This window comes from Bdellovibrio sp. ZAP7 (assembly GCF_006874645.1).
Lineage (GTDB): Bacteria > Bdellovibrionota > Bdellovibrionia > Bdellovibrionales > Bdellovibrionaceae > Bdellovibrio.
Map to the genome: position 1 here is coordinate 1,335,501 of NZ_CP030082.1, position 24,263 is coordinate 1,359,763.

A 24,263-nucleotide genomic window follows, 5' to 3' on the forward strand; every position below is an offset into this window, starting at 1 on the left:
TGATTGATGGTAAGTGTTGACCTTATGGCCGTATCGGTACTTTTGGTGCTTTTAAATATTTTAATTTTTGTGACGACAGTGGTAACGATCACGTACGTGATTCCTTACCGTAAAATGGCACCGATTCGTTGGCTTCTGCTGTTGAGTGCTTCATTCTGTGTGGTTTCGTTTTGCACTTTGGTCGTTTACGTCAGCGATGACTTTCATACAAAAACTTTATTTGCGCGTTTCAGATTTTTTGGGCTGGGGTTGATGACCCCGGCCTGGCTCTTATTTTTAAGCACCGTCTTTGGCCGATGGAACTGGCTGCAAAAAAGGCTGGTAACTGGCGCGGTATTTTTGCCAGGCGTTTGCACGTTCCTATTTACTTTGATTCCCCCTTGCAGAGACTGGGTGGTTACTGACTTTAAAGAGTATTCCGCCTATGGCTTAGTGACGGCACAATACAGTGGCGGCGCCTGGTTTATGCTGCATTATGTGTGGGCCATGTCGTTAGTGATGACGTCTTTGATTTTGGGAATTTATATTTTCGTCAAGGAAAGTGGAATTCGTCGTCGGCAAGTTTCTGTTTTATTGGCGGGAAGTATTTTGGCGGCGGCAGTTGATATCTACTGCGTTCTAACAAATTCGCCATTGCGCTGGATGATGATTTCCAGTGGAACATTTTTGTTGAGTCAGGCAGGTATCATCTATGCGGTGCTCGCGCACCGTTTGTTGAATGTGGCGCCACTTGCAATGATGCGGATTTTTCAAAATCTACCGGATCCCGTTATTGTCGTTGATAATCTGAACGTTATTCGCGGTGCCAACAAAGCGGCTCTTCGTGTTTTTGGATTGGTGAAAGATGTGGTGGGGCAAAATATTGAGGATGCTCTGCCAAAGATTTCCTTAAGTGCGGGTGAGTTATCGATCGCTGACGAATTTGATGACGTTCATTTTTTCAATCTAAGCATTGAACGTTTAGATCATGAGACGAACAACGAATCCGGCCGAATTTTATTTTTTCGCCAAATCACCGTGCAAAAGGGAATAGAAGCTCGCTTAAACGAGAATATGGAATTTAAGGCTCGCTTGTTGGCGCTGATCGCGCATGATCTTTCGGGATACATGGAAGGTCAGATGTTGCTTTCCCAATCCATTCAAGATGATTTAAGTCTGGAGCTTCGTAATCGCACGGATATGCTGATTGATTCCACTTTCGCATCAAAAGGATTTGTTAATAACATCATGAGTTGGGTCAAAACGCAGGGCAATTCATTTGAAGTTATTAAAAGACCCTTTGAGTGGAACGCGCTTATCAGTGAGTGCATCGAGCAGGTTGCGACTCAGGCCAAGATGCGAAAAGTTGTTTTGACGTTTGAATCGAATTGCCGGCCTTTGGTTACGGACGGGGATTCAGAAATGCTTTCATCTGTTGTCAGAAATCTTTTGTGGAATGCAATACGTGCCTCCAGTGAGGGCAGTGTTATCTTCGTGTCATTAATGATTGTGAAGGGTGAAGTCGATGTGGTTGTTAAAGACCAAGGCGTAGGAATGACGAATGAGCAGTTGGAGGCCCTGCGGTTTAGCTCAGGATCCTTTGCTTTGAACGACTATTCGAAAGGGCAGGGATTTGGCATTGGCTTGATGATCGTGCGTCACTTTATCAAACTTCATGGTGGAACTTTTCTGATATCTTCTGATCTAGGTGTGGGAACCGAGGTTTCTTTTAGAATTCCCCTTTAAAAACCACGCGATCATTTCAGCGGTGTTACGTGCGCCACTTTTGTTCATGATGCGCACCCGGTAGGTTTTGATGGTCGTGATTGAGCAATCCATTTTAAGTGCAATTTCCGCACTGGTAAGCCCCTCAACAATAAACGTCAGAACTTGGTATTCACGTTTGGTCAAGGCAGCTCCGCCATGGCCTTCAAGCAGTAATTTAATTCCGGTGTCCATATAAGTGGCACCCGGTGAGTGCATCACGAAATCAAGAGCACTTTCAATATTTGCAGAGGAGTTGTTTTTTTGAAGCAAGCCGCTGATGCCGGCCTTAAAAGCTTGCTGCAATAAGTGAGTGTCCGTTGACGCTGTCAGAACAAATATTTGGCAGGTTGGTTTGATCTCACGAATGGACTGGATCACTTCCAAGCCTTGCATTTTCGGAAGTCCCAGGTCGATAAATACTAAATCCGGAAGGCTTGCTTTGAAAAGTTCAAGGGCTGTTTCTCCTGTCGTGGCAGTTTGAATGATGACTTGATTGTGTAGCTTTTTACGCAAGATGGATTCAATACCCAGTAAACTGATATAGTGGTCATCACAAAGAATAATCCTGGACGGAGCATTTGCTAGCATGGATTCACACTAACATGGTGGTAATCCCCGACCAAATCTTTTGTGCTAGATTCGGTCTCGGTTCCTGGCGGTCCAAGGTCCAGGAATGTTAACTTAAATGTGTTTATTTTTTTCTAAAACTTTATCAGCTAATGCCGATAAAGAGGGAATGAAAAAATTAATCATGACAATGTTTGTGATCGTTCTTGCACAACACTCTTATGCCGCGGAAATTGGCGAAGATCCTTATAGGAAAATCGAGCACATCACTTTAAAAAACGGAATGCAGGTTTTCTTGGCTCCTAGTGAAGAGGCCACAACGACAGAACTTCGATTGGAAGTTGGTGTTGGTTGGGAAGTCGAGCGTCAAGGTGAGTACGGGATGTCGCACTTGCTTGAGCACGTTTTGTTTCGGGATAAGCAGCTTAAAGATGAAATGACTTATTTGCAGTTGATTAAAGAAGCGGGTGGCAGTGCCAATGGGACGACGATGCCTCGTCAAACTGCTTACTTTGGATCTATTCCTGCAAAAAAGGGCACTTGGTTGCTTGAAAGCTTCGGTAAGATGATTCTTGAACCCAGCATTATTCCTGAATACGTAGAAAAAGAAAAAGGTACGGTCGAACTTGAGATCGGCCGCCCAGGTCCTATCTCTGAAACATTGGGTTTTAATCCAATGGACTATATCTATCCGGCATATTTCAAAGGTCCAAGCTTTATGAAGAGTGAGTTTGGAATCTCTGATAACGATGATAAATTCACTCGCACGGAAGAACAGCTTTCCAATCGCCGTCTGCAAGTGGATCAGCTGAAAACGCACTATGCTGATTGGTATTACCCGGCAAACATGAAGCTTTTCGTGGCCGGTAAATTCGATCGCGCCCAAGTTATGGCCGAGATCGATAAACGGTGGGCAAGTATGCCAGCCCGAGAAGGCAAAAAGCTAAAAGCTCCACCAACACCAAAACCCGCAGATCGCCCTTATGTTCGCCGTATTTTGTGGGAAGACACGCCGTATGTCTATATCGGTGGTAAAGCTTGGAATAGATCATTTAAGGACATCGTTATTGCAGCCTCTTATATGGACTTTCTTTCGCATCGTTTGATGAAGGAAATTCGTAACGTCAAAGGCCAGACTTATTCTGCGAGAAGCTTTGATTACTACTCGTATGGTTATGGATATGGCGCTTTACAATTCCAAACTCCTAAGGAGCATCTGCAAGAGAATGTCGATATCGCAAAATCATATTTGCAAAACGAAGCTCGTGACGGAAAATTCACCGAAGCGCAAATGAAAGAAGCGATCACTCTGTATCTTTCCGAATATCAACTGATGGGTCGTGACGCTGAAAAGATGATGCATCTTGCTGGTAATTATGAAAATCAACTTGTCGAGTATGGCTCTTTCAAGTCGCCATTCGAGATTCTTCAAAATGTCACCTTGGAAGACTATAATAAGAGCCTGCAAGCAACGTTTGATGAAAAGCATGCCTATGACGTGGTTTATACTCCGGCGATGTTTTTCTCCTTCGACGTTTATGTGATGTATTTCCTGGTGGCGGTGGGCTCATTCATTGGGTTGCGTAGACTGTTTACAAAACCCTTTGCTCATGATCGCCTGCAATGGATTCGTAAAGTTAAGTATCCTCCAGTGAAAGCTTTGGAAGCCCTGGGTGTGATTGTTATGTATTACGGGGTTATTCACACGCAACTATTCCTAAGCTCTCTGTTCACGAGCTCGCAGTTCGTGCAGTCGCATTTATTCTTGTCACAATATGTGTATGGGGCCGTGTGGATGTTTGCGACGATTCTGGTCGCACAGGGTGTGTTCTCGTTGATGCCAAGAAAGCTTATGGTGGTTGATGGTAAGCTGATGATCAAGAGTCTAACTTACTATTCGAAAGTTATTCCTTTGGATCAGATCGCGAAGGTTGAGTCCTTTAACTACTTTAAGAAGGCCTTTAATTTTAAACTTTGGATCAAGCAAGTGAACTTCAGATACTTCTTTGTGAACCCAATGTTCTGGCAAAAAGGTCTGATGATTGAACTGAAGAATGGGAAGGCCTATTACTTCAGCGTGAATGACGCCGAAAAGTCCTGCAAAGAGTTGGTAGGACTCCTCCCAGGCAAAGATAAAACAGACGGCGAGATTTCTAAAGCCGCTTAAAACGAAAAAAGCCAGAGTCTCCTCTGGCTTTTCTTTTTTCGCGATTCAGCGATTAGAACTTATTAATTTTATCAACCAATTCAGGGTAGTCGATGAACGGGTTTCTGTTACCTTGAACAGCTAGGATCGCATTGTTGCGAGCCATTTCTTCTTCGTCCACTGGATCTTCTTTATCCCATTTACGCAAGAAAGCTTCTTGGCGTGGGCTGATTGGCAAGCTGTAGTGTACAGAGAAATAGAACAATGCACGAGCTACGTTCCCTTTGTGAGCTTGAGGTGGTTCGAAAACATCTGCTCCGCCACCGCCTTTTGGCTTACCGAAACGAGCTACTGGGCATTTCAATGTTTTGTTATCTTTTTCCACTTCACCGAACTCGTAGTTACCACGAGTAGAGTTCATTTCGTTGTCTGTTGGGTACAAGTGATGCAAATCAGATTTTTGCATTGCCACGTTGAACTGACCAGAGAAACGGCTTTGTGGCCATGTGTGCTCTGTGTTCAAGATGTTGCCATCTGGGTATTTACCTGGAGCTGGTCCACGACCAGAAGCAAATTCAGATTCAGTTCTGTAAACTTGGCAATAAACGTCTGGAAGGGCGTATTGGCCGTTTACTTTAGTCAAATAGTAAGTGCCCATCAACCAAGCGCGTGCACCATCATAACCAAGAGAGATATGTTGGTAGCAACCTTCGCCAGAGCAGTTTTCAGAAATTTTGTCGTAACCGTTTGCAACTTGTTTGTGTTGGTTGCGAAGGATGTAAGCGATTCTGCTTTTCAAAGCTTCGTTAGAAGCACCGTTAGCAAGATCTTGATAGAATTCTTCACCGTAGTAAGAAATTCCGTGAGAAAGGGGGGCGGCATTGATCGAGATCGCGAAGAACATCGAGCAAACAACTAGAACTAAAGAAAGCATTGCTTTCATGGGACCTCCATAGACAGGCATTTAACGGTGCCCGGTAGATACGCGATTCCATATTAATCGCTTATATGCGGTTTATCTTGCCCAATGGTTTGTCCCATCATCCAAAAAGAGGCAACTATCATTTCAAAATTGTTAAGGCCATGGGCGTCAATTGTGTAACAGATGAGCCGAACTAACGTTAAAACACAAATGAGCGTTAAAAATCTTAACAAAACGCTGACGTAGTCAACAGCGCTGCGATCTACTCGTAGAATTCGACTTTCTTTTCCTCAAGATCTGTTTGCTCAAGTAGCACCCTCAAAAAAATTGTTGTCGATTTTCGATCATAGTTCGTGATCTTCCATGAGAAGCCATCTTTGAATTTGATCACGTAGAGCGGATAGTTTGAAACCGACTGGTTCGGAGCGATCTGTTTGGCGGCGACAATGATTTCTTCAACTTGGTCGTAAGTGTATGTGTGAGATTTAAATGAAAAGAAGCTGTTAAGAATAATGCGATCTTCACGAAGATAGGAAATATCTCTTAGCATATTCATATAGACTGCAAGGCAGACGACTGCGCCCCATTTAAGCGCGTAAGGATAAAGTTTCTCCTCATCAAAGCCCTGCTTTTTTGCGTAAAGATAGCGCAGGATTTGGTAGTCGTGTTCACCATATTTTTTGCGTAAGATAATCGCGACCAAAGAGGGCATGCTAAGAAGTGCGTAAAAGAACGCGGGAATTGCAATAGCCATCTCTCCGACATGGTCGATCGCTAAAAATTTTGGCTGTAAGCTTAGATAGACATACCGAAGGTTGCCCAAGACATACACAAGTAAAAAACCTGTTATTGTCACAAGCACCACATAAAGGGCCAAAGAGAGAAATAAAATTTCGCTTAGCTGATTTCTGTGCGCATCTGTCACTTGCGACTCATCAATTGGGATCGGTCCCATCGAAGTTGTGTTTCGCATTAGCCAGTAAAATCCAAACGTCAAAAATCCTGTGAGCAGGGCCAGACTGATATCATAAACCAAATTCATTTCTTAGTCCTCGGGATGAACGCTTTCAATTTCACTTTCTAAGTGTATGCATAAAATACTTAATAAACAATATGCTGTTGTGTCGAAGTGGGGGTAAATATTAAAAGGCTTCTAGCCCGGGATATAGCTGGCGATCGAGGGAGATCAATGATACGTTTCCTTTATGGAAAAACCTTTCTCTCCCGCGGCTGATCGTAATAAAGAACCTATTTTGGAAGTGCTTAAGAAAGTGCTTCGTCCTGAAGACCAAGTTTTGTTGGAAGTGGGATCGGGGAGGGGTCAGCATGCTATTTATTTGGCGCCGTTTTTTCCTAAAACAACTTGGCAGCCAACTGAAACGAGTGAAAACCTGCCGATGCTAAGGGAAGCCATCAAAGAGTCGGGGATTCGTAATATCAGAACTCCGTACCGTCTTAAAATTGGCGAAGATGATTTTCCGATTCGTACCTATGACGTGGTTTTGACGGTGAATACCTTTCACATCATGCATTGGAAAGAGTGTAAGTCCTTTATCAAACTGATCAGTGGTCGCTTGGAAGAAGGCGGCAAAGTTCTGATTTATGGACCGTTTAACTATAATGGCAAGTTCACAACTCCTAGCAACGAAGAGTTTGATAAGACTTTGAAAGAGAAGGATCCACAAAGTGGGATTCGCTCTTTTGAGGATGTACTGGCTGCGATGTTTAAGAATGGCTTTGAGTTGATCAAAGACTATGAAATGCCGTCCAATAACCGCATGCTTTATTTCCGTCGCTTAAAATTCATCAGCAAACGTTAAGATAAGCCGAAGCAAGACCAAAGTATCGCATCACAATGAGACCCGATTCGGTCTCATAAAGTTTTTAATGTTTACACGGATGGATGCCGAAGAGTTAGGACCACTAACAAGGAGCGTTCCCGCGTGGAAACAGCATCTTCGACCACTTCATCTTCTCAATCGGGCCGCTTTAGTCTGGAATTCACGGGCAAGGGTTCTGAACTTGCCCTGATCATGCTAAAAAATCTTTTTCTGACGATCATCACTTTAGGGATCTATCGTCCTTGGGCTAAAACAAATTTCCGTCGTTACTTGTGGGAAAACGTGCAGTTTATGGGGGACCGTGCCGCTTACGTGGGGACGGGTGAAGAACTGTTTTACGGTTGGTTGAAGCTTTTTGCGATCATCGCCGCTCTTTTTGGGGTGAGCAACATCGTCAAAGTGGTGGCGCCTTTTTTGTCGGTGCCATTAAGTATCGCGGGTATGTTTTTGTGGGCTTTCGTATTTGCGATAGCGACGTATTCGGGTCTTCGATACCGTCTGTCGCGTACAACCTGGAGACAAGTTCGCTTTGGTGTGGATAAAGACAAAGAACAAACGAAAGCCTTTTTAAGACTTTACGCTAAAGGGGTTTTGTTTTCGATCCTGACGTTGGGTTTTTACTATTCTTACTTTCAAAATCAAAAAAGAGCTTTCTTGGTAAACCGTATGCGTTTCGGGACTGTCCATTTCTCTTATGATGGCACGGACAAAGATTATTTCGTTCTAAATGCCAAAGGTCTTTTGTTATCCATTATCACTTTGGGTTTCTATGGCCCATGGTACATGGCTAGTGTCATGAGATTTAAAATGGAGCACACACAATTTCAGGGTGCTCGCATGGAATTCACGATGTCTGGTAAAGACATCTTCTTTTGCACTTTGATTGCTTACCTGGGCGCAATTTTTTCTTTCGGTTTGGCAGTGCCTTGGATATTTGCTTGGGGCCTTGGTAAAATCGTTGAAAATATCCATGTTGTTGGAGATGTTGATTTCGCCCAAGTCCATAGTATGAAAAGCGATGGCAGTGCTTTGGCCGATGATATCGTCGCCGAATACGATCTGGATCTAGGTTTCTAATCAATGAGATCTTATCGCGCTAAGTACTTTGACGGAGAAACTCCCTCGTCAGTGGAAGTTTTGGTAAAAATAAACGAAGCCGTTCTGGAAATCTCCAAGGATGGCCGTTTACTTGATACCTGGCCGCTTAAATTGCTTCATCGTGATCCCGTACATATTTCAGTGATCGTTATCCTATGCCAAGGGGAGCCCGATGCTCGCCTGGAAATTTTGGAAAAGGACTTCCTGGAAGAACCACAATTAAAAGTAAAATTTAAAAAAGAACAGCCGCTGCAGTTTAAGAAAAGTCAGGTTGCCCTGTGGTTATCAGCTTTGGTTGTTGCGGTGGGCGTGGTATTTTTAGCTGTAAAACCCGTGACCAAGATGATTGCACGAAATATCAGCCACGCCCGTGAAAAACAGATGCTGGGCGCGATCACTCAATTACGACCACCCACGATGTGTCAACTTTCGGTTTCTCAGGGGATTGCGTTTGAAAAAATGCTTTCTAAAGTTTATCCGCTTCAAGAAGGCGATAAAGACCTGGGAATTGAATTTCATATCATTAAGAATGCCCAAGTAAATGCCTTCGCACTTCCTGGGGCACAGATCTGGATCCTAAGCGGACTGCTAGAAAAAGCCCAAAGCCCGGAAGAGATTGTCGGAGTTTTGGCCCATGAGATCGAACACGTTAAGCAACGCCATATTTTGGAATCTATCGTGCGCAGTACGCTTTTAACGTCGTTGATGGCGATTTCAGTGGGTGATGCTTCGGCCGTGTTGGTGGTGGATCCGCAGACTGCTTCGCAAATCTTTACTTTGAGTTTTGATCGCGAGATGGAAGCAAGCGCTGACAAAGGTGCTTTAAGTCGCCTGCGTCAGTCCAAAGTTTCCACGCAAGGGATCATTGATTTGTTTAAACGCCTTGATGAAACGGGGCCTGCGTCTAAGATTCCAGAATTTATTTCTACTCACCCGGCCGGTAAAGCCCGCATTGAAATGTTTGAGCCTTATTCGATCGCTGCTGACAATAAACCGATTTTAACTTCAGAAGAGTGGAAAGATTTGAAGCGCGCCTGCCATTAAGGTATGTTTAAGGTGCAATGTCAAAAGTTACACTTTCCCCAGCACAAGTGCGCGCGCTTTGGTTGCAGTCTCAAGGATTGCACGAAGCGCATCCCTTTGGCAGCGGACCAAAAGCTGTCGTTAAAGCGATCAAACACTTGGGATATGTGCAGATCGATACCATCCATGTGATCGAACGTTCGCATCATCATATTTTGTATTCGCGAATCCCTGATTATAAAAGATCCAACCTGCACCAAGCACAAACCAAAGATAAAACTGTTTTTGAGTATTGGACTCATGCCTTAGCGTATATTGCGACCGATGATTTTAAGTACTTCATCCCCGACATGAAACGCCGAAAAGAAAATCCTTCAAGCTGGTACAAGGATGTGACGGCAGCTGATGTCAAAAAAGTATTGGCCACCGTCAAAAAGCAGGGTGCGATTTCCATTCGTGACGTGAATGACGAAGAGCTGGTGGAAAAAGATCATCCCTGGGCCAGCAAAAAACCGTCCAAGCGACATTTGCAGTGCGCCTTTAACGGTGGGGATTTAGTTATCGCCGAACGTATCGGCATGCTTAAAAAATATGAGCTGACCGATCGCCATTTTGGCTGGGCAAAACGACCGAAGGCAGCCACTCAGGCTGAAGTGTTTGATTATCATATTGATCGAGCGTTGCAGTCGCAAGGGGTGGTAAGCTTAGAGTCGATCGCATATATGCAAAAGGCAGCATTTAAAAAGGAAGTCTCTAAGCGAATCGAAGCTCGAGTTCGCAAGGGATTGTTATTGCCTTTAGAAATCACGGGGTCTGAAAAAGTTCAGTTCTGGATTGATCCAGCACATTTAGATTCGGAAATTCCCGAAGCGAATGATCTGACACATATTTTATCACCCTTTGATCCATTGGTGATTCAGCGTAAGCGCTTTAATATGTTCTTTGGTTATGATCACAGATTCGAAGCGTACTTGCCGAAGGAAAAACGTAAATATGGCTATTTCACGTTGCCCGTGATTATTGGGGATCAGGCTGTTGCGGTCCTGGATTTAAAAACAGATCGTCAAAATCAGGAATTGCTTATCCAGCAGTGGAGCTGGCTTGGGAAGCATAAGTCAAAAACGAATAAAGCATTGATTGAAGGCGAGCTGAACCGTTTTGAAAAGTTCCAGCTCGCAAAATAGGTTTACAGATCTTCCAGGCGCTTTGACCAGTAATATGGAACGATCTTTTTCATCTTAAAATCTCCGAACTCTTTGGCGCGGACCCATGGGGTGTCTTTAGATTTTTTCACCATCATAAAACCCTTATTCGAAATACCCATGATGTAGCCATTTTCCATTTCTGCAAAGGATGTGATGTTTGGATAGGTCTTTGCTTTACCGTCAACTTTAAGATCCGCATCCCGAGTTGCTGCGAAGTCTTTCGGTTTCGGCATGGAGTAGACTTTTCCATCGCCCATTAGCAATGATAGGGAATTGTCCCAACTTTGATAGCGATCTGAAAAAGCCACGGGTTTAAGTTCATTAAAACGATATGTTAAGAACCCATCGCCATCCATGCATTTTAATTCATTTTTAAATAAGAAACAGTTATCGACATTTGCATAAATGTCTTCGATTTCTTCTCTTTCGGACGGGGACATACCGCTGAAAGCGTTGATTAAAGTTCCCTCGCGAAGGATCCACTCGCGGGTGAAATCATACTTTGTCACAGTTCCGTTTTCAAAAAAGACGGTTGGCAATCCCGCGTGCAGAGTAAGACCGATGGTTTTATCGGTGAATTCTGCAAGACGGTATTCTTGATTTCCCTGATAGAAGGCAAGAATATTGTCCTCATCCAGGAAAATTCCACCTTTTTGCAGTCCCAGAGGAGCTTTATTGAAATTGTTCAAGGCTCCCAGCACGATGTTTGAACGGGATTCTTCTTTGACGGCCTCATTTTTTGTCGTCATATACACTTGAAATTGAAAGCCCAGGGAAATGCCATAGGAACCTTGTTCTTGATAAGTATTGTCACAAGCTCCTTGGGTTGACTCCAGAACTCCGTGAGTGCAGTCCACATGGGCGAAACCATCAATGTGGCGTGCCTCGTGAACTAAAAAGCCAGCAGCTTGATTTGGCGTACTTTTTTTCATCGAAGGGCAAAGATGCATAATCCCTTGGTCAGCTTCAGAAAAGAACACTCTGGCGGCAGTGCTTTCTTCGCAGTCAGAGTCGTTTGACGTCTCGATTTGAATTTTTTTAATACGCTTCTTAAGGAAATTAATCCCACCTTCTTTGCTAATCAAAGTCTGAAAGTTAGAAGGGATTTTGCCATTGGGCATTTTGCGTAGGTAATCGATACCTTGCAATGCCACTTTAAAGATACCCTGATCGCAGACATCCATTTCATTGTAAGTCTTAGTGACTTCGCCAAAGCCATTGATGTCTTCAAATTGGTATTGGGATAAAGCGTATCTTAATAGTTCTGGATTGATGCATTCTTTGCCACTGTCATCAGCCTGAGCCACGCCTGTACAGAAAACAATCAAGGATGAAATGAGAATTCCAAGAACAGTGTTAGATTTTAAAATTCTCATTGTCCATTATCCTTACTGGCCAATTTTTCTTGAATCATCATATTGATAGCGCGAGTGAGCTTTCCTGGTTTTCCGTGACGAATTCCTCCGGCACTGATGGAAGCAAGGAATGTCAGGGTCTTATTCTGTTGCACATCGATAGTTTTTTCTAGGATCGGTAAAACTTCTTTGGAATTGTCCGTCAAGCGATCTAATGATTCCAGGGCTGTGACTCGAAGGGGAGTTTCAGTTTCCTGCGCGCTCGCTTTGAAATTAGTCATCACGATAGTGCCAAGTGCCGGGATCGCCTTGGCGCCAGCTTTAGATAGCAGATAAATACTTGCACGGCGAACAGAGTGATTTTGATTCGTATCGATAACTGCTGAACCTAATTGTTGAATTTCTTCAGAAGTTAAATGATCGGCCTTAGAAGCTTCTGGCGGAAGTGCCACATCGGGCCGAGAAAGCATCATCGCCACATAGTTCACCTGGCGCTCTAGGCGAGGGGAGAACTGAGTGCGAGGCATTGCCGCTGGTTGCGTGGAAGGATTCGAAGCTATAGTCGCTGAAGGAATTTGCGCCATTGGAGATGGCTGAGATTTCATAGCAGAGTTCTGTGATTTCACGACCGTGTCGGCGGCTACGGAGTCATCGGTGATGACAGCAGCATTATGGGAGTGATTAAACCAGTAGATACCAGCAATCAAAGCCACCGCACTCAGCAAATGAAATTTCCCAAATTGAGACACTCGCTACCTCCACGAATACCAAGAGGAAAAGCGAGATTCATACCACAGTCAGGGCACTATTAGTTCACTGTGGTATCAGAAACGATGTCTAGGGTTGTTTGCGGAGACAAGAAATGGCGCCAAGAGCGCCGTTTCAGAATGAGAAAGGCCCAGCCCGTTAAGCTGGGCCTTTTTATTTTAGTACATATCGCGAGATTGACGCCCACTGCGACCGCGAGAACCGCCACGACGATAGCTTTCGTCTTGATATTGATTGCGAGAGCTGTCCATTGAGCGGTAGTCAGGATTTTCGAAATCCATTCCTTCCCAGCTCTGACCCATTCTTTGCGGAGTTTCATCACGTTCATAAGCACGATGTTCTTCATCGTAAGGTCTGCGCATTTCATTTTGACGACCGTATCTGTCGTCATCAGAATTCATATTGTAATTGCGGTTAAATCCGCGACTGCCTTCGTAGTTTTCATCAAAATAGCGTTGGTCACGGTTGCGATTGAAATGTTTGTATTGATTTTGGTTTTGTTGGCCGTATTGGTTTTGATTGCCGTAACGATTTTGACGACCATAATCCTGGCCATATTGTGTTTCACGGCCGTATCTTTCCGGGCGATTTTCACGGGAGTTGCGAGAAGCATTTTCAAAACGATCCTGTCCATAAGCTCCGCGTCCGCTGTAATAGTCAGCGGGATGACGATGTTCTCCATACGCTGAACTATGACGTTCATGCTCATCAGAGTAATAGTCATTTGAACGCGGTCTTGATTCATAGCCATAATCTTGGTAGCCGCCCCGGTCCATGTTGTAGCCTGAACGAGATTGTCTTTGTCTGCGTGAACTCATAATTTTATTCCTCCTGTGTTTGATGAAGACATTCAGACACGGGATCTTGCCGAGCGGTAGCAGGTCCTTCAGAAGAATTTCAATTTACAGACGGGGGTTTGAGCACGCACAAGAACTCGACCTGTATAAAAACAAAAAAGCCACAGGAGGGCTGTGGCTTTTAAGAGTATTTTTTAAATACTAAAATTAGTTAAGAATTGTGGCGAATTCAGCTTTGTTTTGTTCAATCAACGTCAGAGCTGAAGTGATCGCAGTTTCAATGCGCGTTTTTTCTGCAAAGTACGGAACCAAAGCTTTATTTAGCTCAGACTCACGACCTTGAGTGGCTTGAATTTTCGCCAGCACATTTTGAATCTTTTTGTCCGTCTCGGAAAGTCCGGCAACCGATTGTGAACGAGCTGTTTGGTAACCAGACTGAGTCTGCTCCAATGCTTTCAATTCGTTTTGCAATCGAACGACAACGTTTGCTTTCGCATTCATGTCTGCTTTTTTAGCCGAGTAGCCAACGCTTTGATCATAAGACTGAAGTGCCGCAGTTCTGTTCGTCACTTCATCACGAGCGCGGGAAACAGCAGCTTCAGCGCCAGGGCGTTGATTACGCAGATCAGATATTTGGTTTTGCAGATTCGGGATCGCACTTTGCTGATAGTTATTAATTTGATTCGCAACGTTCGTGTAAGCTTTCATCTTTTGATCCAAATCGCTACGAGTCACATTGGCGTTTTGAGTCAGACGATTTTGCACATTTGCAGTCTCGCTATCAGCATAGTTTTGCACTTTGTACATCAAGCGATCGCAACGCTCGCTGCCTCCACGGCGGCAGTATTCAGTGATCGGGTGCCATTGAATACGGTCATAGCGCTCGCGGTTGTAATCGAAGCTTCTCCAGATAGAATCTGTGGCATTCGCGTACTGACGTGCTGTTTGGATTTCTCCATCAAGCTGCGACAGTTGACGGCTTAAGCCTGACACCTGATCTTGAGCATCATTCAAAGCGGATTGTTTACTTTGAATGCTTTGATCGATGCTGGATAGCTGACTTTGATAGCGAGCCAGATCATTTTTCGAGTTTTGCACAAGTGTGCTCAAGCGTTTGTATTCCGCTTCATAGGGAGCCAAAACTTTCCAAGCGTCATCGTAAACTGCATTTGCACCCGCAACTTCAACTTCTTTGGCATCGATGCTCGCTTGCTGAGTAACGATTTGTTGATCCAAGTTTTGAATCTTTTGTTCCAAAGCAGACTTTTGGTTACGCAAGTTCACAAGTTCTTTCGTTGTCAATTGATCCAAAGATCCCGTGACCGAGCCAAGTTCTTGAATTTGTTTTGCGTACTGCGTGTTCAGAGCAGTCAATTGTCTTTGGTAGGTCGCTTTTTGCGAGTTTGCGGCAACCGAGCCTTGGTACAAAGAACGAAGGCGAGCGGCTTGCTCTTGATCAAACTTCAAAGGATCCATCGTCGCCGTTTGAGCTGGTACGAAAGATTTTTCGAAGTCTGAAGAAAGCAGAGATTTACCACCCGCACATTGAGAGATCAATGCGTCAACGACGTCGCTTGAACCACGCAAAGAAAAGTCTACGGCTTTGCTTGGTTCATTCGGTGCAAGGACTTGAACCATCAAACGTGTTTGGCGTTTGATGTAAGAAATCAAAGCATTTGAATCTGTTGGCACATGCCAGAAAGTCAAATTCCCTGAGGCATCTTGCATTGGGATAAATGCAAAACTTTGAATTGGTGCAACTTCAGTGGAAAGACGGAAGGCTTTTGCAGCCCCTGAGCTGTCACGAAGCCACGCCTCGACCGGGAATGTGCCAGATCTATCGAAGCTTAACTCAAAGCGATAAGTAGCTCCCGCAATCGTGCGGGAAGTGGAGGCGATGCAAGTCGCGTTGGCATCGTTCAATGACCAGTCTTTGACGGTCACTGGTTTTGCAAATGCGATAGCAGAAACTAAAACACCAGATGAAATTATTGTGAGTGAGCGTAGTGCGTTCATTTTTAGTTCCCTTCAGCTTGAATCAATTCAGAAGTTTCCAAATTCATATGACGAGGACCACCTTTGCCAGGGCCGCCCGGACCGTTGCCAGGTTTACCAGGCGCAGGTCTTCCAGGACCGGGACCCGGTTTCGGCGCAGGCGGTTTAGGCGCTGGAGCCGGTGGCTTCGGAGCCGGCGCAGGCGGTTTAGGTGCCGGAGCTGGTGGCTTCGGAGCTGGAGCTGGTGGCTTCGGAGCTGGAGCTGGTGGCTTCGGAGCTGGAGCTGGTGGCTTCGGAGCTGGAGCTGGTGGCTTCGGAGCTGGAGCTGGTGGCTTCGGAGCCGGAGCTGGTGGCTTCGGCGCTGGCGCAGGTGGCTTCGGAGCTGGCGCAGGCGGTTTAGGCGCTGGAGCTGGTGGCTTCGGAGCCGGAGCTGGTGGCTTCGGCGCTGGCGCAGGTGGTTTCGGAGCTGGCGCAGGTGGTTTCGGAGCTGGAGCTGGTGGCTTCGGAGCTGGAGCTGGTGGCTTCGGAGCTGGAGCTGGTGGCTTCGGCGCTGGCGCTGGTGGTTTCGGAGCTGGCGCTGGCGGTTTAGGTGCTGGTGCAGGAGGCTCTGGGCGTTTTGGGCACCAACGAGAAGAAACTTCTTCTGATTCTGTCGTGCAGTTTACGACTGTGCAGTTTGCGAAGTTGCGTTGGCAAAGATTCACTGCAACTTGTTCAGCATTCCAGCGATCTTCGCCAGAACCTTTTACTGTGATTCGATTTCCTAGATAGTCTGTTCCGACAGCGTCACAAGTTGCATACTCAAGGTTGCAAGTCTCAACACAGTCACCATGTTTTGCTTGGCAAGAGCCGCAGCTATCATGGCCACCCCAATGTTCTTCCCAGCCTTTATCACGAGTACTGCATGTAACGCGTGACGCAAAAGCCGGTGCTGTTCCGAATGACAGCATAAAACTTAAAAACAGACTTAGTGGTTTCATTTTGGACTCCTCCGTGGAGAATTACTCATAAATGCAACTCGTATACCAATTAAATTGGTGTACTTTTGCACCAAGGCGTAAGAGAAAGTGTTAACAATACGAATGCGTTGACCAGCGGAGGAAACAATCATGGCGTACCATGTTCACAGCGATAAACCTTATTTTGACTTAGTAATCGGCGACAAAACTTATTCTTCTTGGTCGATGCGTGCCTGGTTGGTCGCCGTTCAATCTGGTCTTCCATTTAAAGAAATCAATATCAAGCTTGACGAAAAAAACACGGCGGCACAAATCGCCAAACACACAGACTCTGGAAAAATTCCGGTATTGAAACAAGGTAAGCGTGTGATCTGGGATTCACTCGCGATTGCTGAATATTTGAACGAACTTTCGCCAGAAGCAAAATTGTGGCCCGAAGACGCCGGCACTCGTGCCTTGGCCAGAAGTTATGCCGCAGAAATGCATTCCGGTTTTCAAAGCTTGCGCTCGGAACTGAGCATGGATTTGAAACGTACTCAGCCGATTCGTCACATGACCGAAGCAACAGCGCGTGACATCGAACGTCTTCTAAAAATGTGGAAGGATGCTTTGAAAGTCAGTGAAGGGCCATTTCTATTTGGTGACTTCTGTATCGCTGACGCCTTCTTTGCACCTGTGGTGATGCGTCTTCATCACTACGGAATTAAAATCAACGACCGCATGGTGAAGCAATACATGAAAAACATCCAAGACCATCACGGAGTGCAGTTCTGGGTCGAGGACGCAAAGACCGAAAAATCAAAACCAATTCAATTTAAATAATTCAAAGGGACCCAGCGGTCCCTTTTTTTATGAGCGAAATTGTCAGAGATGAGACGTTAACGGAGTATTTCTTGGTAGCGCGGTGTCGGCACCCTGTTTTTCGGCATTCTCTCGTCACAAACCTTCTTCAATTTACCGGGCAAAATCATAATTCAAGAATGATTGAAAATGATATCGCCACCGAAAAAGCTCTGCCTGGTCTTCGTGAATTAATTCGTACCTATCTTTGGTTAAAGTTATTAATCGCCATGGCTTTGGGAGTGGGGACGGGATTCCTGCTTTTAAACTTAAGCGAAAAGTATCCTGGAACATGGGTGGCAGTATTAGCTGATTGGTTGGCGTTGCCGGGATCGGTCTATCTGACAGTGATTCAGATGGTCGTCGTACCATTGATTCTCTCATCCATCGTTTTGGCTCTGTCGCAGATTTCCCAAGGTGGGAAGGCTAAGAAAATTGCGACCACTGCGGTAGTTTATATTATGTGCTCAACTGCCATCGCCGCAACAATCGGTATTACTGTCGTAGAAATTATAAAACCCGGTGAAGCGATTCAAGAATCCGCGAAATCAATGGGTCAAATGGATGTCAGTGCCAGGCCGGGGCTAAACATCACTCCGCAAACAATCGTAAAACTGATTCCTGAAAATATTCTGGGCTCGCTTATCAGCGGGAATCTGCAAGAGATTATCTTAATCGCGATCGTCTTCGGTTTGGTGTTTTCAAGAATGGACCGCGATAAGTCCCGCACGTTTTTGGAATTCTTAGTGGGTACCAAGGCTTTGTGCATGCAAATTATCACATGGACCGTAAGACTTGCGCCTTATGCGATCTTTGGATTGATGGTGCGAGCGATCGTTAACTCTGGCGCGAGTGTTCTGTTAGGAATGGCTGGATATTTATTTTCAGTGATGTTGGCATTCTTGTTGTTAGCGGTGGTGTATCTGTTGTGGTTGATGTGCATCGGAACCGGTCCTTTAATCTTCCTGCAGAAAAGTAAAGAGCCTTTGCTTTTAGCTTTTTCTCTTTCAAGCTCCGCCGCCACAATGCCAACCACTATTCAGACAGCGAAAGATAAGTTTAAGATCCAGCCCGAGATTGCAGATTTTCTGATTCCCCTGGGAACTTCGGTGAATATGGCGGGCTCCGCATTGTGGATGTCTTCGGCGACGTTGTTTTTAGCACAAGCTTTTGGCGGAGACATTGATTTACCTACAGTCATCACAATTATTCTGATGACGGTCGGGGCTTCGCTGGGAACTCCAGGCGTGCCGGGGGCCGGCTTGGGAGTTTTAAGTTCAACATTAAGAAGCGTAGGGGTTCCGCCCAGTGGCATGCCACTGATTTTAGGTATTGATCGCTTAGTCGATATGGGTGCAACAGTGATGAACGTCATGAGTGATCTGGTGATGTGCTTAACCGCGCAGTGGAATATCAATCGTCAAGAGCGCAAGAAATAGTTAGTTACATTTTTGATTGCGATAAAGCATGAAAACTTCAGCGGAAGTCAGTTCTTTGTTCCAAACCGCGAACTCATCCATGCTGCCTGAGAATGCAATAGACGTCGGCGATGTATTGGTGCCGGAAGGCGCTCCGACCAAATAAAAAGGATAAGCGGCGTCACTGGTGAATCCGCCTACACCTGTAATTTGATACGTGTAACCACCATATGTGGCAGCATTCGGACAAGTACCCGGGGAGGCAAGATAAACACTTCCAGATCCTGTCGTAATAAGCTCAAATCCGTTCATATAGATTTTTACGCCGGTCGCATTGGAAGTTCCATCCCATGTGACCGTAATCATGCGCCAAGTATTATTGAACGAAGTCGCAATCGGACAAGTCTGAACGACCATATTTGTGATCGAGTGAACCTTTCTAAAATCAAATGATCCACTTGGACTTAAGGTAAAATAGTAGCCGGCAGAAGTACCGTTATTACTTTTATAAAACAGACGAATCGGGGTGCTTGAGGGAATGCCCATATTCACCCAAAAGTTCCAAGTAGCCGCCGGCAAATCAGCTAGTGATGCCGCCGACGTCGAAATAGAGTCATTTGAATTTCCGGTGGCGGTTAAATAGTTCTTAAGAAAAGCGATACTAGCAGGCGCACCCGGATGATCCGCAAAGGACAGGGTTGAAGAAGGACTGCTTGCCGTTGCATTCGCGACTGCAATTTCGGAGGCGACGACGGAGCCATTGGTAACCGTGCCTGTGCCATTCAAATGATAAATTGCCTTAAGACTGTTAGCCTGAGGCACCCATGAAGAAAGCGTCGTTGGTTGGCAGCGAAGAGTGGGGTAGCCCCTCATCGCAAATGACATATTCATTTGTGCGAAAGATTCAGCGCTAATAACTAAAAGAATTAACGCCAGCCATTTCATTACTGGAATCCTGTTGACCAAGTGATGTAGCAATCAAAGTTCCCGGCGTTATTTACAGCCAGGATTGAAAAGACAGTATGAGTCGCAGAGATCGTCGCTTGAATCGGGGGAGAATAACGGGAAGTCGTGCAACCCGAGAATGAATAAGTACGAGACGTTGTATCTTGAACGACGATCGTGTAGTTACCACCATGAACCAAACCGTTTAACGTTATGACTGATCCACCCACAGCGGTTAATAGCTGTGTATTACCCAATGCCAGATTCACAGTTGATCCCGTCACGGCTGCTGGAGGAACGCTGACGATAGGGCCTTTTACTTGCAAGCTGCCAGCGCCAGTAGCCAAGCCGACGATGACATTCCCGTTGGTATCGATGTCCAAACGATTCGTGCCGGCAGTTTTCAAAGAGAAATTATTCGCGTCGTTTGTTCCAACCGTAGTTGCAACTCCATAGGAGTTACCACCATTATACAAAATTCCCGTCGGAAGATCTGCCGAGGCAATTGCTCTAAAAGCGGGAGTGCCAGCAGCGCCACTGGGTGCCGCCATAAAAGTCGCAGACGCCTGAGTGCCAAAGTTAGTTCCACTCACGCTGATGTTTTGGCAGCTCAAGTTGTCCATCGCGGAGTTATAGGTCAGTGTCTGACTAGCAGTACAAGAAGTTGGTAAACTTACAGTTCCTGTGACGATCGAACGTAAATCTGTCATCGTCACAAAACCCGGCGTCCAAAGCGTGCCATCATAGCGAAGTACTTGTCCTGACGTTGTTGGTGTTACCGCAGCTATATTAGTCCCGCGCAAAGCCCCCACTGTTGGGTTTGGGTAGCTGTTCGTTAAGTCACCGCCCGCCGTCGCACCGATTTGCATCGCATTGACGATACGAGAATCATTCCCGGCGGCAACAGTTCCTGTTGTTGTGCCCGCATTCAAAGTCAGGGTGGGTGTCGTCGTACCATTTGTAACAGTGATATAAGAGTTTGCCGAAGAAACACTTGTTACACTAGCCGTTGCCGAAACCGAAGCGCAGGACAGAGTTGTTCCGTTGTAAGTTAGATACTGGCCAGCAGCACAAGTCGGCAGTCCCGCTTTTAAAAGAAAATCAGTAACGTCTTTATCAGCAAGCTTCATCGCATTGATTGAAACTGGAATATTCCCGATCACCACATCGGGGCTCATCGATACGCTATTCACTTTGATATGCAAAGAGCGAACAGTGAAACCTGTGATCGTGGTGCTGGCAGCTCCCTCACAATTCACACTGCCACTGGAGGCGAAAATACGATCTGCTGTATTGCCCGTGCTATCGGTGCGTGTACCGATACCCACGATGGCGCTAAATTCACCGACACTGCCGGGAGTAATGGTTTGCGTTTCTTCAAATAAGATACAGGCGCCCGTGAGAATTTGAAATGTGACCGTAGAAGAAGTGGTGATCGGAGTGCCCCCCGAATCCGTCAGGACACCTTCATAGGTCAATAAACTGCCGGGAGCAGCGGAGACAGCCCACGTCAGTTGACCCATTAAGAAAATAAAAATGCCGAACAGTGATTTCTTCAAGTTTCCCTCGAAGATCTGATCGGCATTAAACTAAAGTTCGCTGAGTCTAGATACCTAAAATTACTAACCTTTTAGACTCATGGATATTATCCCAGACGGCAGCTTTCTTTCGATGCCATTCTTGGGGCTTTATCCAGAAGGCGCGACATACAAGCACCTTCCGTTTTGAAAGCTGACTTTTGGCCAACTTCAAACTTCAATTCCGTGGATCCCACGGAAGCAAACGACATCAAAGACCCAATCAGACCCAAACACGCAATTGCTAAAGCGATTGTTTTCATTTTCGTTCCTTATCCCATTACTAACAGCTAGAGAATTTATCGGAATAATATGGCCTGGACCTAAGGCTTATTTGCGAAAAACTTAGACGAAATTCTAAGAATTCCGTCTCAGAATGAGACTTCGGGGGAATCTATGAAATACGTATTGGCCACGCTTGTAACACTGATCGCTGTCAGCGCAAATGCCATGATTTGGTTTGAGCCCATGGTCAGTTACGAAGCCTCCGGAACCACAGCCGTGGATTTTACGACAGCCGGGAAAGCTCTAAAGGGAGTGTCCTCCGATAACGGCACCAGCATGGGTGCGATCAACTATGGCGCCCGCTTGGGATGGCTTGGTAAAAACCAAGTATGGTTCGCCGGCGAGTACATGGCGGCCTCCGGTGGGAAAATCAAATACAACACCCGTGAAGATGAATTTGAACGTGAATCGATCGGTGCTGATTTGGGAGTATGGCTCGATCGTTGGAATTTGTGGGTGGGGTATAACTTCACTGATAAATTGAAAGTCACTCCACTAAACGCGACTCAGAAAGATGAAATCACAGGGACAGCGATTCGTGTGGGTATTGGCTATATTTTGGCGCGCCATCTGGCGTTCAATGTTGAAGGTGCTTACCGTACTTACAACGAAGGGAAATCCGTCAACGATACGACGCTTAATGATTTCCCCACGTATATTGATAAATTCACGCAAACGACGGTGAGCGCGGGATTTTCGTTTCCGTTCTAAATATTTTCGATCTTTCCAGCCAGTTCGTCGATGGCTTTCAAGAATTTAGAATCTTGAGGCAAGGACGTATGCGCATTGATAATGACCGCCGTAAATAGTTTGTCTGAATCGTAAGCTTTTTCTTCGATTTTGCCGATCGCTTCCAGTTGTCGGATGGCGGCATCGTGTTCGAGAGCCCACTTTTTATAACTTTCCTTGGTCAATTTAATATTCGCAACCGAATAGGTTGCTTCTGTTCGTTGCTGACGAGTTTTTGGATCGACAGATTTTTCACTGAGTAGGGCATTGGTGATAACATCCGAAAAAAATCCGGCTGTTCCATCAATCCAGCGCTTGTAATATGTTTTCGCAAGAATGCCGTCTCCGAAGTCGACATGGGGGCCATAGGTGGATTTCACGCGCAGATTTCCCGTGACTTTGATCAGCCCCAAGTTTTCCAATTTGACCAGGTACTTGTCGAGAGAAATTTTTGTAAGTTTATATTGCTCGGCAATTTCTTCAGGCGTTTTGCCATCGTGGATCTTTAGGAAAAATGCCAGGTAGTTCATGTTTTTCGCTAAAAACTTTTGTTGTTCTTCCGTCAGCGTGCCCTCATCCTTGGATGATTTGGCATTGGCGGTCAGTGCGTGCAAATCAGAAAGATTCAAATCCAAAATTTCACAAATTCTAAAAAGATCATTTAAACCTAAGTCATGATCACCCATCCAACGTTTGATCGTTGGAACAGAGACGTCAAGTTCTTGTGCCAAGTCTTCGTAAGTCATCTTACGTTTTTTTAGTTGCTCTTTAAGAACCGTTTTAATTTTATGAATTTGAATATCCATGATTCAGTTTCTCCAATTTCTGTAGCCAGCGCCGAATTCTTTTTCCAAAAGTGCCATATCGATTTCCGATACGCCCGTTGCAAATAACCAATTAAAAAATGCTTTCATAGTGTCCTCCGTTTTAGGGGTGAGGTTTCTGAAAACATATTTGCCGTGGATTTTAGGGCCTCGCAACTGGCGTTTCTAAGGTATCAGTTCCTGATCCTAAAGGGCAACTTTGGGCTCAAAATTCGTCGAAAGTATCCAAAATAGATCCGTGCCAGGTGGGGCATAATTCTACATTTAACGAGGAGGAATGGTTCAATCACGGGCGTGCAGGGTTTCTAAATCAATTTAATTGTTTTAAAGCACTTCATATCTTTGCACGTCCTTTGCTTCAGAGAAGTTCGTCATAATGAAAAGGGGAGACATTTCATGAAGGTTTGGATTTTTATTCTTTTTCTTTTTCCTCTGAATCTCTGGGCGCAAACCTCCACCGAGACCACCCCAAAAGAAGAATCCATGGGGCAGGATGCCTTGATTAATAAATCAAGGAAACTTTCAGCGCTGGAAAAACAAGAACAGCTGCGCATTTTGTATTACAAACCGATTTATTTTGCCTATGGCGAGCCGACCAGCAAATTGCAATACAGTTTCCGGGTGCCACTTTTTGAAAAGTTCCCTTTAAATTTCGCCTATACACAAATCATCTTTTGGGAGCTGCAAGAGGAGTCAAAACCTTTCTTAGATGCGACTTACAATCCTGAGATGTTCTATCGCATTGATTACGATAAAAAGACAATTCGGTCGTTGGATCTGGGGCTCTTTGAACATAACTCCAACGGGAAGGCGGGCGATCAGTCGCGCTCATACAACCAAAGCTATCTGCGTGCGAACTGGGCCTTTGAGTCGAAAAGCTGGGTGGTGCAGTTTTCAGCGAAAGTAAAAGCCATCTATGGCGTCGACGAAACCAATCGCGATATCTATGATTACGTGGGGCCGGTTGAAGGAGAAGTTAAATTTATCCAGCTGTTTGATTCGATATTTGATCAATTGGAAGCGGTGATTAATATCAATCCGGGCGGCAAGTGGTCGACGGAATTTGATAAGGGTGGATATCAGCTGAGTTTAAATTTCCATGTGGGTGGCTTAAAAGTCGTTCCTGCATTTTATGTGCAGTATTACCATGGGTATGCGGAAACTTTGGTGAATTACGATCAGTCAGTGGATGAATTTAGAGCGGGCTTAATGTTCTAAGCCCG

Annotated in this window: 22 protein-coding genes and 1 riboswitch; of the genes, 10 read left to right on the forward strand and 12 right to left on the reverse strand. The window is 45.3% G+C overall.

Features of this window, described 5'->3' with window-relative positions; all coding sequences use genetic code 11:
• Positions 1-24: 24 nt before the first annotated feature.
• A complete protein-coding gene (locus DOM22_RS06550; RefSeq protein ID WP_168196586.1) occupies positions 25-1,725 on the forward strand; it encodes a histidine kinase N-terminal 7TM domain-containing protein in 1,701 nt (566 codons plus the stop codon).
• Here DOM22_RS06550 and DOM22_RS06555 read toward each other — a convergent pair.
• Entirely contained in the window at positions 1,684-2,334 is a 651-nt protein-coding gene (locus tag DOM22_RS06555; RefSeq protein WP_142699599.1) for a response regulator transcription factor, read from the reverse strand. The two genes, DOM22_RS06550 and DOM22_RS06555, sit on opposite strands and share 42 nt — an antisense overlap.
• Positions 2,335-2,482: 148 nt before the next feature.
• Here DOM22_RS06555 and DOM22_RS06560 point away from each other — a divergent pair, with 148 nt between their 5' ends.
• The gene (locus DOM22_RS06560) at positions 2,483-4,480 is read left to right on the forward strand and encodes a pitrilysin family protein (protein WP_168196587.1); all 1,998 of its coding nucleotides are present in this window, start codon (positions 2,483-2,485) and stop codon (positions 4,478-4,480) included.
• 52 nt (positions 4,481-4,532) lie between these two features.
• Here DOM22_RS06560 and DOM22_RS06565 read toward each other — a convergent pair whose 3' ends face one another.
• Together DOM22_RS06565 and DOM22_RS06570 are read right to left on the reverse strand one after the other, a co-directional pair.
• Complete coding sequence (locus DOM22_RS06565) at positions 4,533-5,402, reverse strand: endonuclease I family protein (protein ID WP_142699601.1); 870 nt, start codon at positions 5,400-5,402, stop codon at positions 4,533-4,535.
• Positions 5,393-5,491, reverse strand: a riboswitch (purine riboswitch). It overlaps the preceding gene by 10 nt.
• A gap of 152 nt (positions 5,492-5,643) precedes the next feature.
• On the reverse strand, positions 5,644-6,423 hold the full coding sequence (locus DOM22_RS06570; RefSeq protein WP_142699602.1) for a hypothetical protein: 780 nt from the start codon (positions 6,421-6,423) through the stop codon (positions 5,644-5,646).
• Positions 6,424-6,586: 163 nt separating this feature from the next.
• On the opposite strand from DOM22_RS06570, the gene DOM22_RS06575 reads away from it, so the two are divergent.
• From DOM22_RS06575 to DOM22_RS06590, 4 genes are all read left to right on the forward strand, one after another.
• A complete protein-coding gene (locus DOM22_RS06575) occupies positions 6,587-7,201 on the forward strand; it encodes a DUF938 domain-containing protein (protein WP_142699603.1) in 615 nt (204 codons plus the stop codon).
• Between the two features lie 123 nt (positions 7,202-7,324).
• Positions 7,325-8,299 (forward strand): YjgN family protein, encoded by a 975-nt coding sequence (locus tag DOM22_RS06580; RefSeq protein ID WP_142699604.1) that lies wholly within the window; start codon positions 7,325-7,327, stop codon positions 8,297-8,299.
• A gap of 3 nt (positions 8,300-8,302) precedes the next feature.
• Positions 8,303-9,364, forward strand: coding sequence for a M48 family metallopeptidase (locus DOM22_RS06585; protein ID WP_142699605.1), 1,062 nt, complete (start codon positions 8,303-8,305; stop codon positions 9,362-9,364).
• Between the two features lie 17 nt (positions 9,365-9,381).
• Positions 9,382-10,527, forward strand: a complete 1,146-nt coding sequence (locus tag DOM22_RS06590) for a winged helix-turn-helix domain-containing protein (protein ID WP_142699606.1) — start codon at positions 9,382-9,384, stop codon at positions 10,525-10,527.
• Positions 10,528-10,529: 2 nt separating this feature from the next.
• Here DOM22_RS06590 and DOM22_RS06595 read toward each other — a convergent pair whose 3' ends face one another.
• The 5 genes from DOM22_RS06595 to DOM22_RS19885 form a co-directional block, all read right to left on the reverse strand.
• Positions 10,530-11,924, reverse strand: coding sequence for a hypothetical protein (locus tag DOM22_RS06595; RefSeq protein WP_142699607.1), 1,395 nt, complete (start codon positions 11,922-11,924; stop codon positions 10,530-10,532).
• Positions 11,921-12,652 carry a hypothetical protein gene (locus DOM22_RS06600; RefSeq protein WP_142699608.1) on the reverse strand — a complete coding sequence of 244 codons (732 nt, stop codon included), beginning with the start codon at positions 12,650-12,652 and terminating at the stop codon, positions 11,921-11,923. The genes DOM22_RS06595 and DOM22_RS06600 overlap by 4 nt, the downstream gene beginning before the upstream one ends.
• 177 nt (positions 12,653-12,829) lie before the next feature.
• A complete protein-coding gene (locus DOM22_RS06605) occupies positions 12,830-13,489 on the reverse strand; it encodes a hypothetical protein (protein ID WP_142699609.1) in 660 nt (219 codons plus the stop codon).
• A gap of 186 nt (positions 13,490-13,675) precedes the next feature.
• Positions 13,676-15,484 (reverse strand): hypothetical protein, encoded by a 1,809-nt coding sequence (locus DOM22_RS06610; RefSeq protein WP_142699610.1) that lies wholly within the window; start codon positions 15,482-15,484, stop codon positions 13,676-13,678.
• 2 nt (positions 15,485-15,486) lie between these two features.
• The gene (locus DOM22_RS19885) at positions 15,487-16,443 is read right to left on the reverse strand and encodes a hypothetical protein (RefSeq protein ID WP_168196588.1); all 957 of its coding nucleotides are present in this window, start codon (positions 16,441-16,443) and stop codon (positions 15,487-15,489) included.
• 129 nt (positions 16,444-16,572) lie between these two features.
• Here DOM22_RS19885 and DOM22_RS06620 point away from each other — a divergent pair, with 129 nt between their 5' ends.
• Entirely contained in the window at positions 16,573-17,244 is a 672-nt protein-coding gene (locus DOM22_RS06620) for a glutathione S-transferase family protein (RefSeq protein ID WP_142699611.1), read from the forward strand.
• A 158-nt stretch (positions 17,245-17,402) separates the two neighbouring features.
• Positions 17,403-18,701, forward strand: coding sequence for a dicarboxylate/amino acid:cation symporter (locus DOM22_RS06625; RefSeq protein WP_168196589.1), 1,299 nt, complete (start codon positions 17,403-17,405; stop codon positions 18,699-18,701).
• Here DOM22_RS06625 and DOM22_RS06630 read toward each other — a convergent pair whose 3' ends face one another.
• The 3 genes from DOM22_RS06630 to DOM22_RS06640 form a co-directional block, all read right to left on the reverse strand.
• Positions 18,702-19,625 carry a LamG-like jellyroll fold domain-containing protein gene (locus DOM22_RS06630; protein WP_142699613.1) on the reverse strand — a complete coding sequence of 308 codons (924 nt, stop codon included), beginning with the start codon at positions 19,623-19,625 and terminating at the stop codon, positions 18,702-18,704.
• On the reverse strand, positions 19,625-21,184 hold the full coding sequence (locus DOM22_RS06635) for a hypothetical protein (protein WP_142699614.1): 1,560 nt from the start codon (positions 21,182-21,184) through the stop codon (positions 19,625-19,627). Before DOM22_RS06635 ends, DOM22_RS06630 begins: the two co-directional genes overlap by 1 nt.
• 86 nt (positions 21,185-21,270) lie before the next feature.
• A complete protein-coding gene (locus tag DOM22_RS06640) occupies positions 21,271-21,465 on the reverse strand; it encodes a hypothetical protein (RefSeq protein ID WP_142699615.1) in 195 nt (64 codons plus the stop codon).
• A gap of 133 nt (positions 21,466-21,598) precedes the next feature.
• On the opposite strand from DOM22_RS06640, the gene DOM22_RS06645 reads away from it, so the two are divergent.
• Positions 21,599-22,198 (forward strand): hypothetical protein, encoded by a 600-nt coding sequence (locus DOM22_RS06645; RefSeq protein ID WP_142699616.1) that lies wholly within the window; start codon positions 21,599-21,601, stop codon positions 22,196-22,198.
• On the opposite strand, the gene DOM22_RS06650 is transcribed toward DOM22_RS06645, so the two are convergent.
• Positions 22,195-23,022, reverse strand: coding sequence for a helix-turn-helix domain-containing protein (locus DOM22_RS06650; RefSeq protein WP_142699617.1), 828 nt, complete (start codon positions 23,020-23,022; stop codon positions 22,195-22,197). The two genes, DOM22_RS06645 and DOM22_RS06650, sit on opposite strands and share 4 nt — an antisense overlap.
• A gap of 414 nt (positions 23,023-23,436) precedes the next feature.
• On the opposite strand from DOM22_RS06650, the gene DOM22_RS06655 reads away from it, so the two are divergent.
• Positions 23,437-24,258, forward strand: a complete 822-nt coding sequence (locus DOM22_RS06655) for a phospholipase A (protein WP_142699618.1) — start codon at positions 23,437-23,439, stop codon at positions 24,256-24,258.
• Positions 24,259-24,263 lie beyond the last annotated feature (5 nt).

Coding starts and splice junctions, on each gene's coding strand:
- DOM22_RS06655 (WP_142699618.1), top strand. CDS start 23,437: ATGAAGGTTTGGATTTTTATTCTTTTTCTTTTTCCTCTGAATCTCTGG.
- DOM22_RS06595 (WP_142699607.1), bottom strand. CDS start 11,924: ATGAGAATTTTAAAATCTAACACTGTTCTTGGAATTCTCATTTCATCC.
- DOM22_RS06555 (WP_142699599.1), bottom strand. CDS start 2,334: ATGCTAGCAAATGCTCCGTCCAGGATTATTCTTTGTGATGACCACTAT.
- DOM22_RS06565 (WP_142699601.1), bottom strand. CDS start 5,402: ATGAAAGCAATGCTTTCTTTAGTTCTAGTTGTTTGCTCGATGTTCTTC.
- DOM22_RS06620 (WP_142699611.1), top strand. CDS start 16,573: ATGGCGTACCATGTTCACAGCGATAAACCTTATTTTGACTTAGTAATC.
- DOM22_RS06640 (WP_142699615.1), bottom strand. CDS start 21,465: ATGAAAACAATCGCTTTAGCAATTGCGTGTTTGGGTCTGATTGGGTCT.
- DOM22_RS06625 (WP_168196589.1), top strand. CDS start 17,403: ATGATTGAAAATGATATCGCCACCGAAAAAGCTCTGCCTGGTCTTCGT.
- DOM22_RS06560 (WP_168196587.1), top strand. CDS start 2,483: ATGAAAAAATTAATCATGACAATGTTTGTGATCGTTCTTGCACAACAC.
- DOM22_RS19885 (WP_168196588.1), bottom strand. CDS start 16,443: ATGAAACCACTAAGTCTGTTTTTAAGTTTTATGCTGTCATTCGGAACA.
- DOM22_RS06610 (WP_142699610.1), bottom strand. CDS start 15,484: ATGAACGCACTACGCTCACTCACAATAATTTCATCTGGTGTTTTAGTT.
- DOM22_RS06590 (WP_142699606.1), top strand. CDS start 9,382: ATGTCAAAAGTTACACTTTCCCCAGCACAAGTGCGCGCGCTTTGGTTG.
- DOM22_RS06550 (WP_168196586.1), top strand. CDS start 25: ATGGCCGTATCGGTACTTTTGGTGCTTTTAAATATTTTAATTTTTGTG.
- DOM22_RS06570 (WP_142699602.1), bottom strand. CDS start 6,423: ATGAATTTGGTTTATGATATCAGTCTGGCCCTGCTCACAGGATTTTTG.
- DOM22_RS06650 (WP_142699617.1), bottom strand. CDS start 23,022: ATGGATATTCAAATTCATAAAATTAAAACGGTTCTTAAAGAGCAACTA.
- DOM22_RS06630 (WP_142699613.1), bottom strand. CDS start 19,625: ATGAAATGGCTGGCGTTAATTCTTTTAGTTATTAGCGCTGAATCTTTC.
- DOM22_RS06575 (WP_142699603.1), top strand. CDS start 6,587: ATGGAAAAACCTTTCTCTCCCGCGGCTGATCGTAATAAAGAACCTATT.
- DOM22_RS06585 (WP_142699605.1), top strand. CDS start 8,303: ATGAGATCTTATCGCGCTAAGTACTTTGACGGAGAAACTCCCTCGTCA.
- DOM22_RS06645 (WP_142699616.1), top strand. CDS start 21,599: ATGAAATACGTATTGGCCACGCTTGTAACACTGATCGCTGTCAGCGCA.
- DOM22_RS06605 (WP_142699609.1), bottom strand. CDS start 13,489: ATGAGTTCACGCAGACAAAGACAATCTCGTTCAGGCTACAACATGGAC.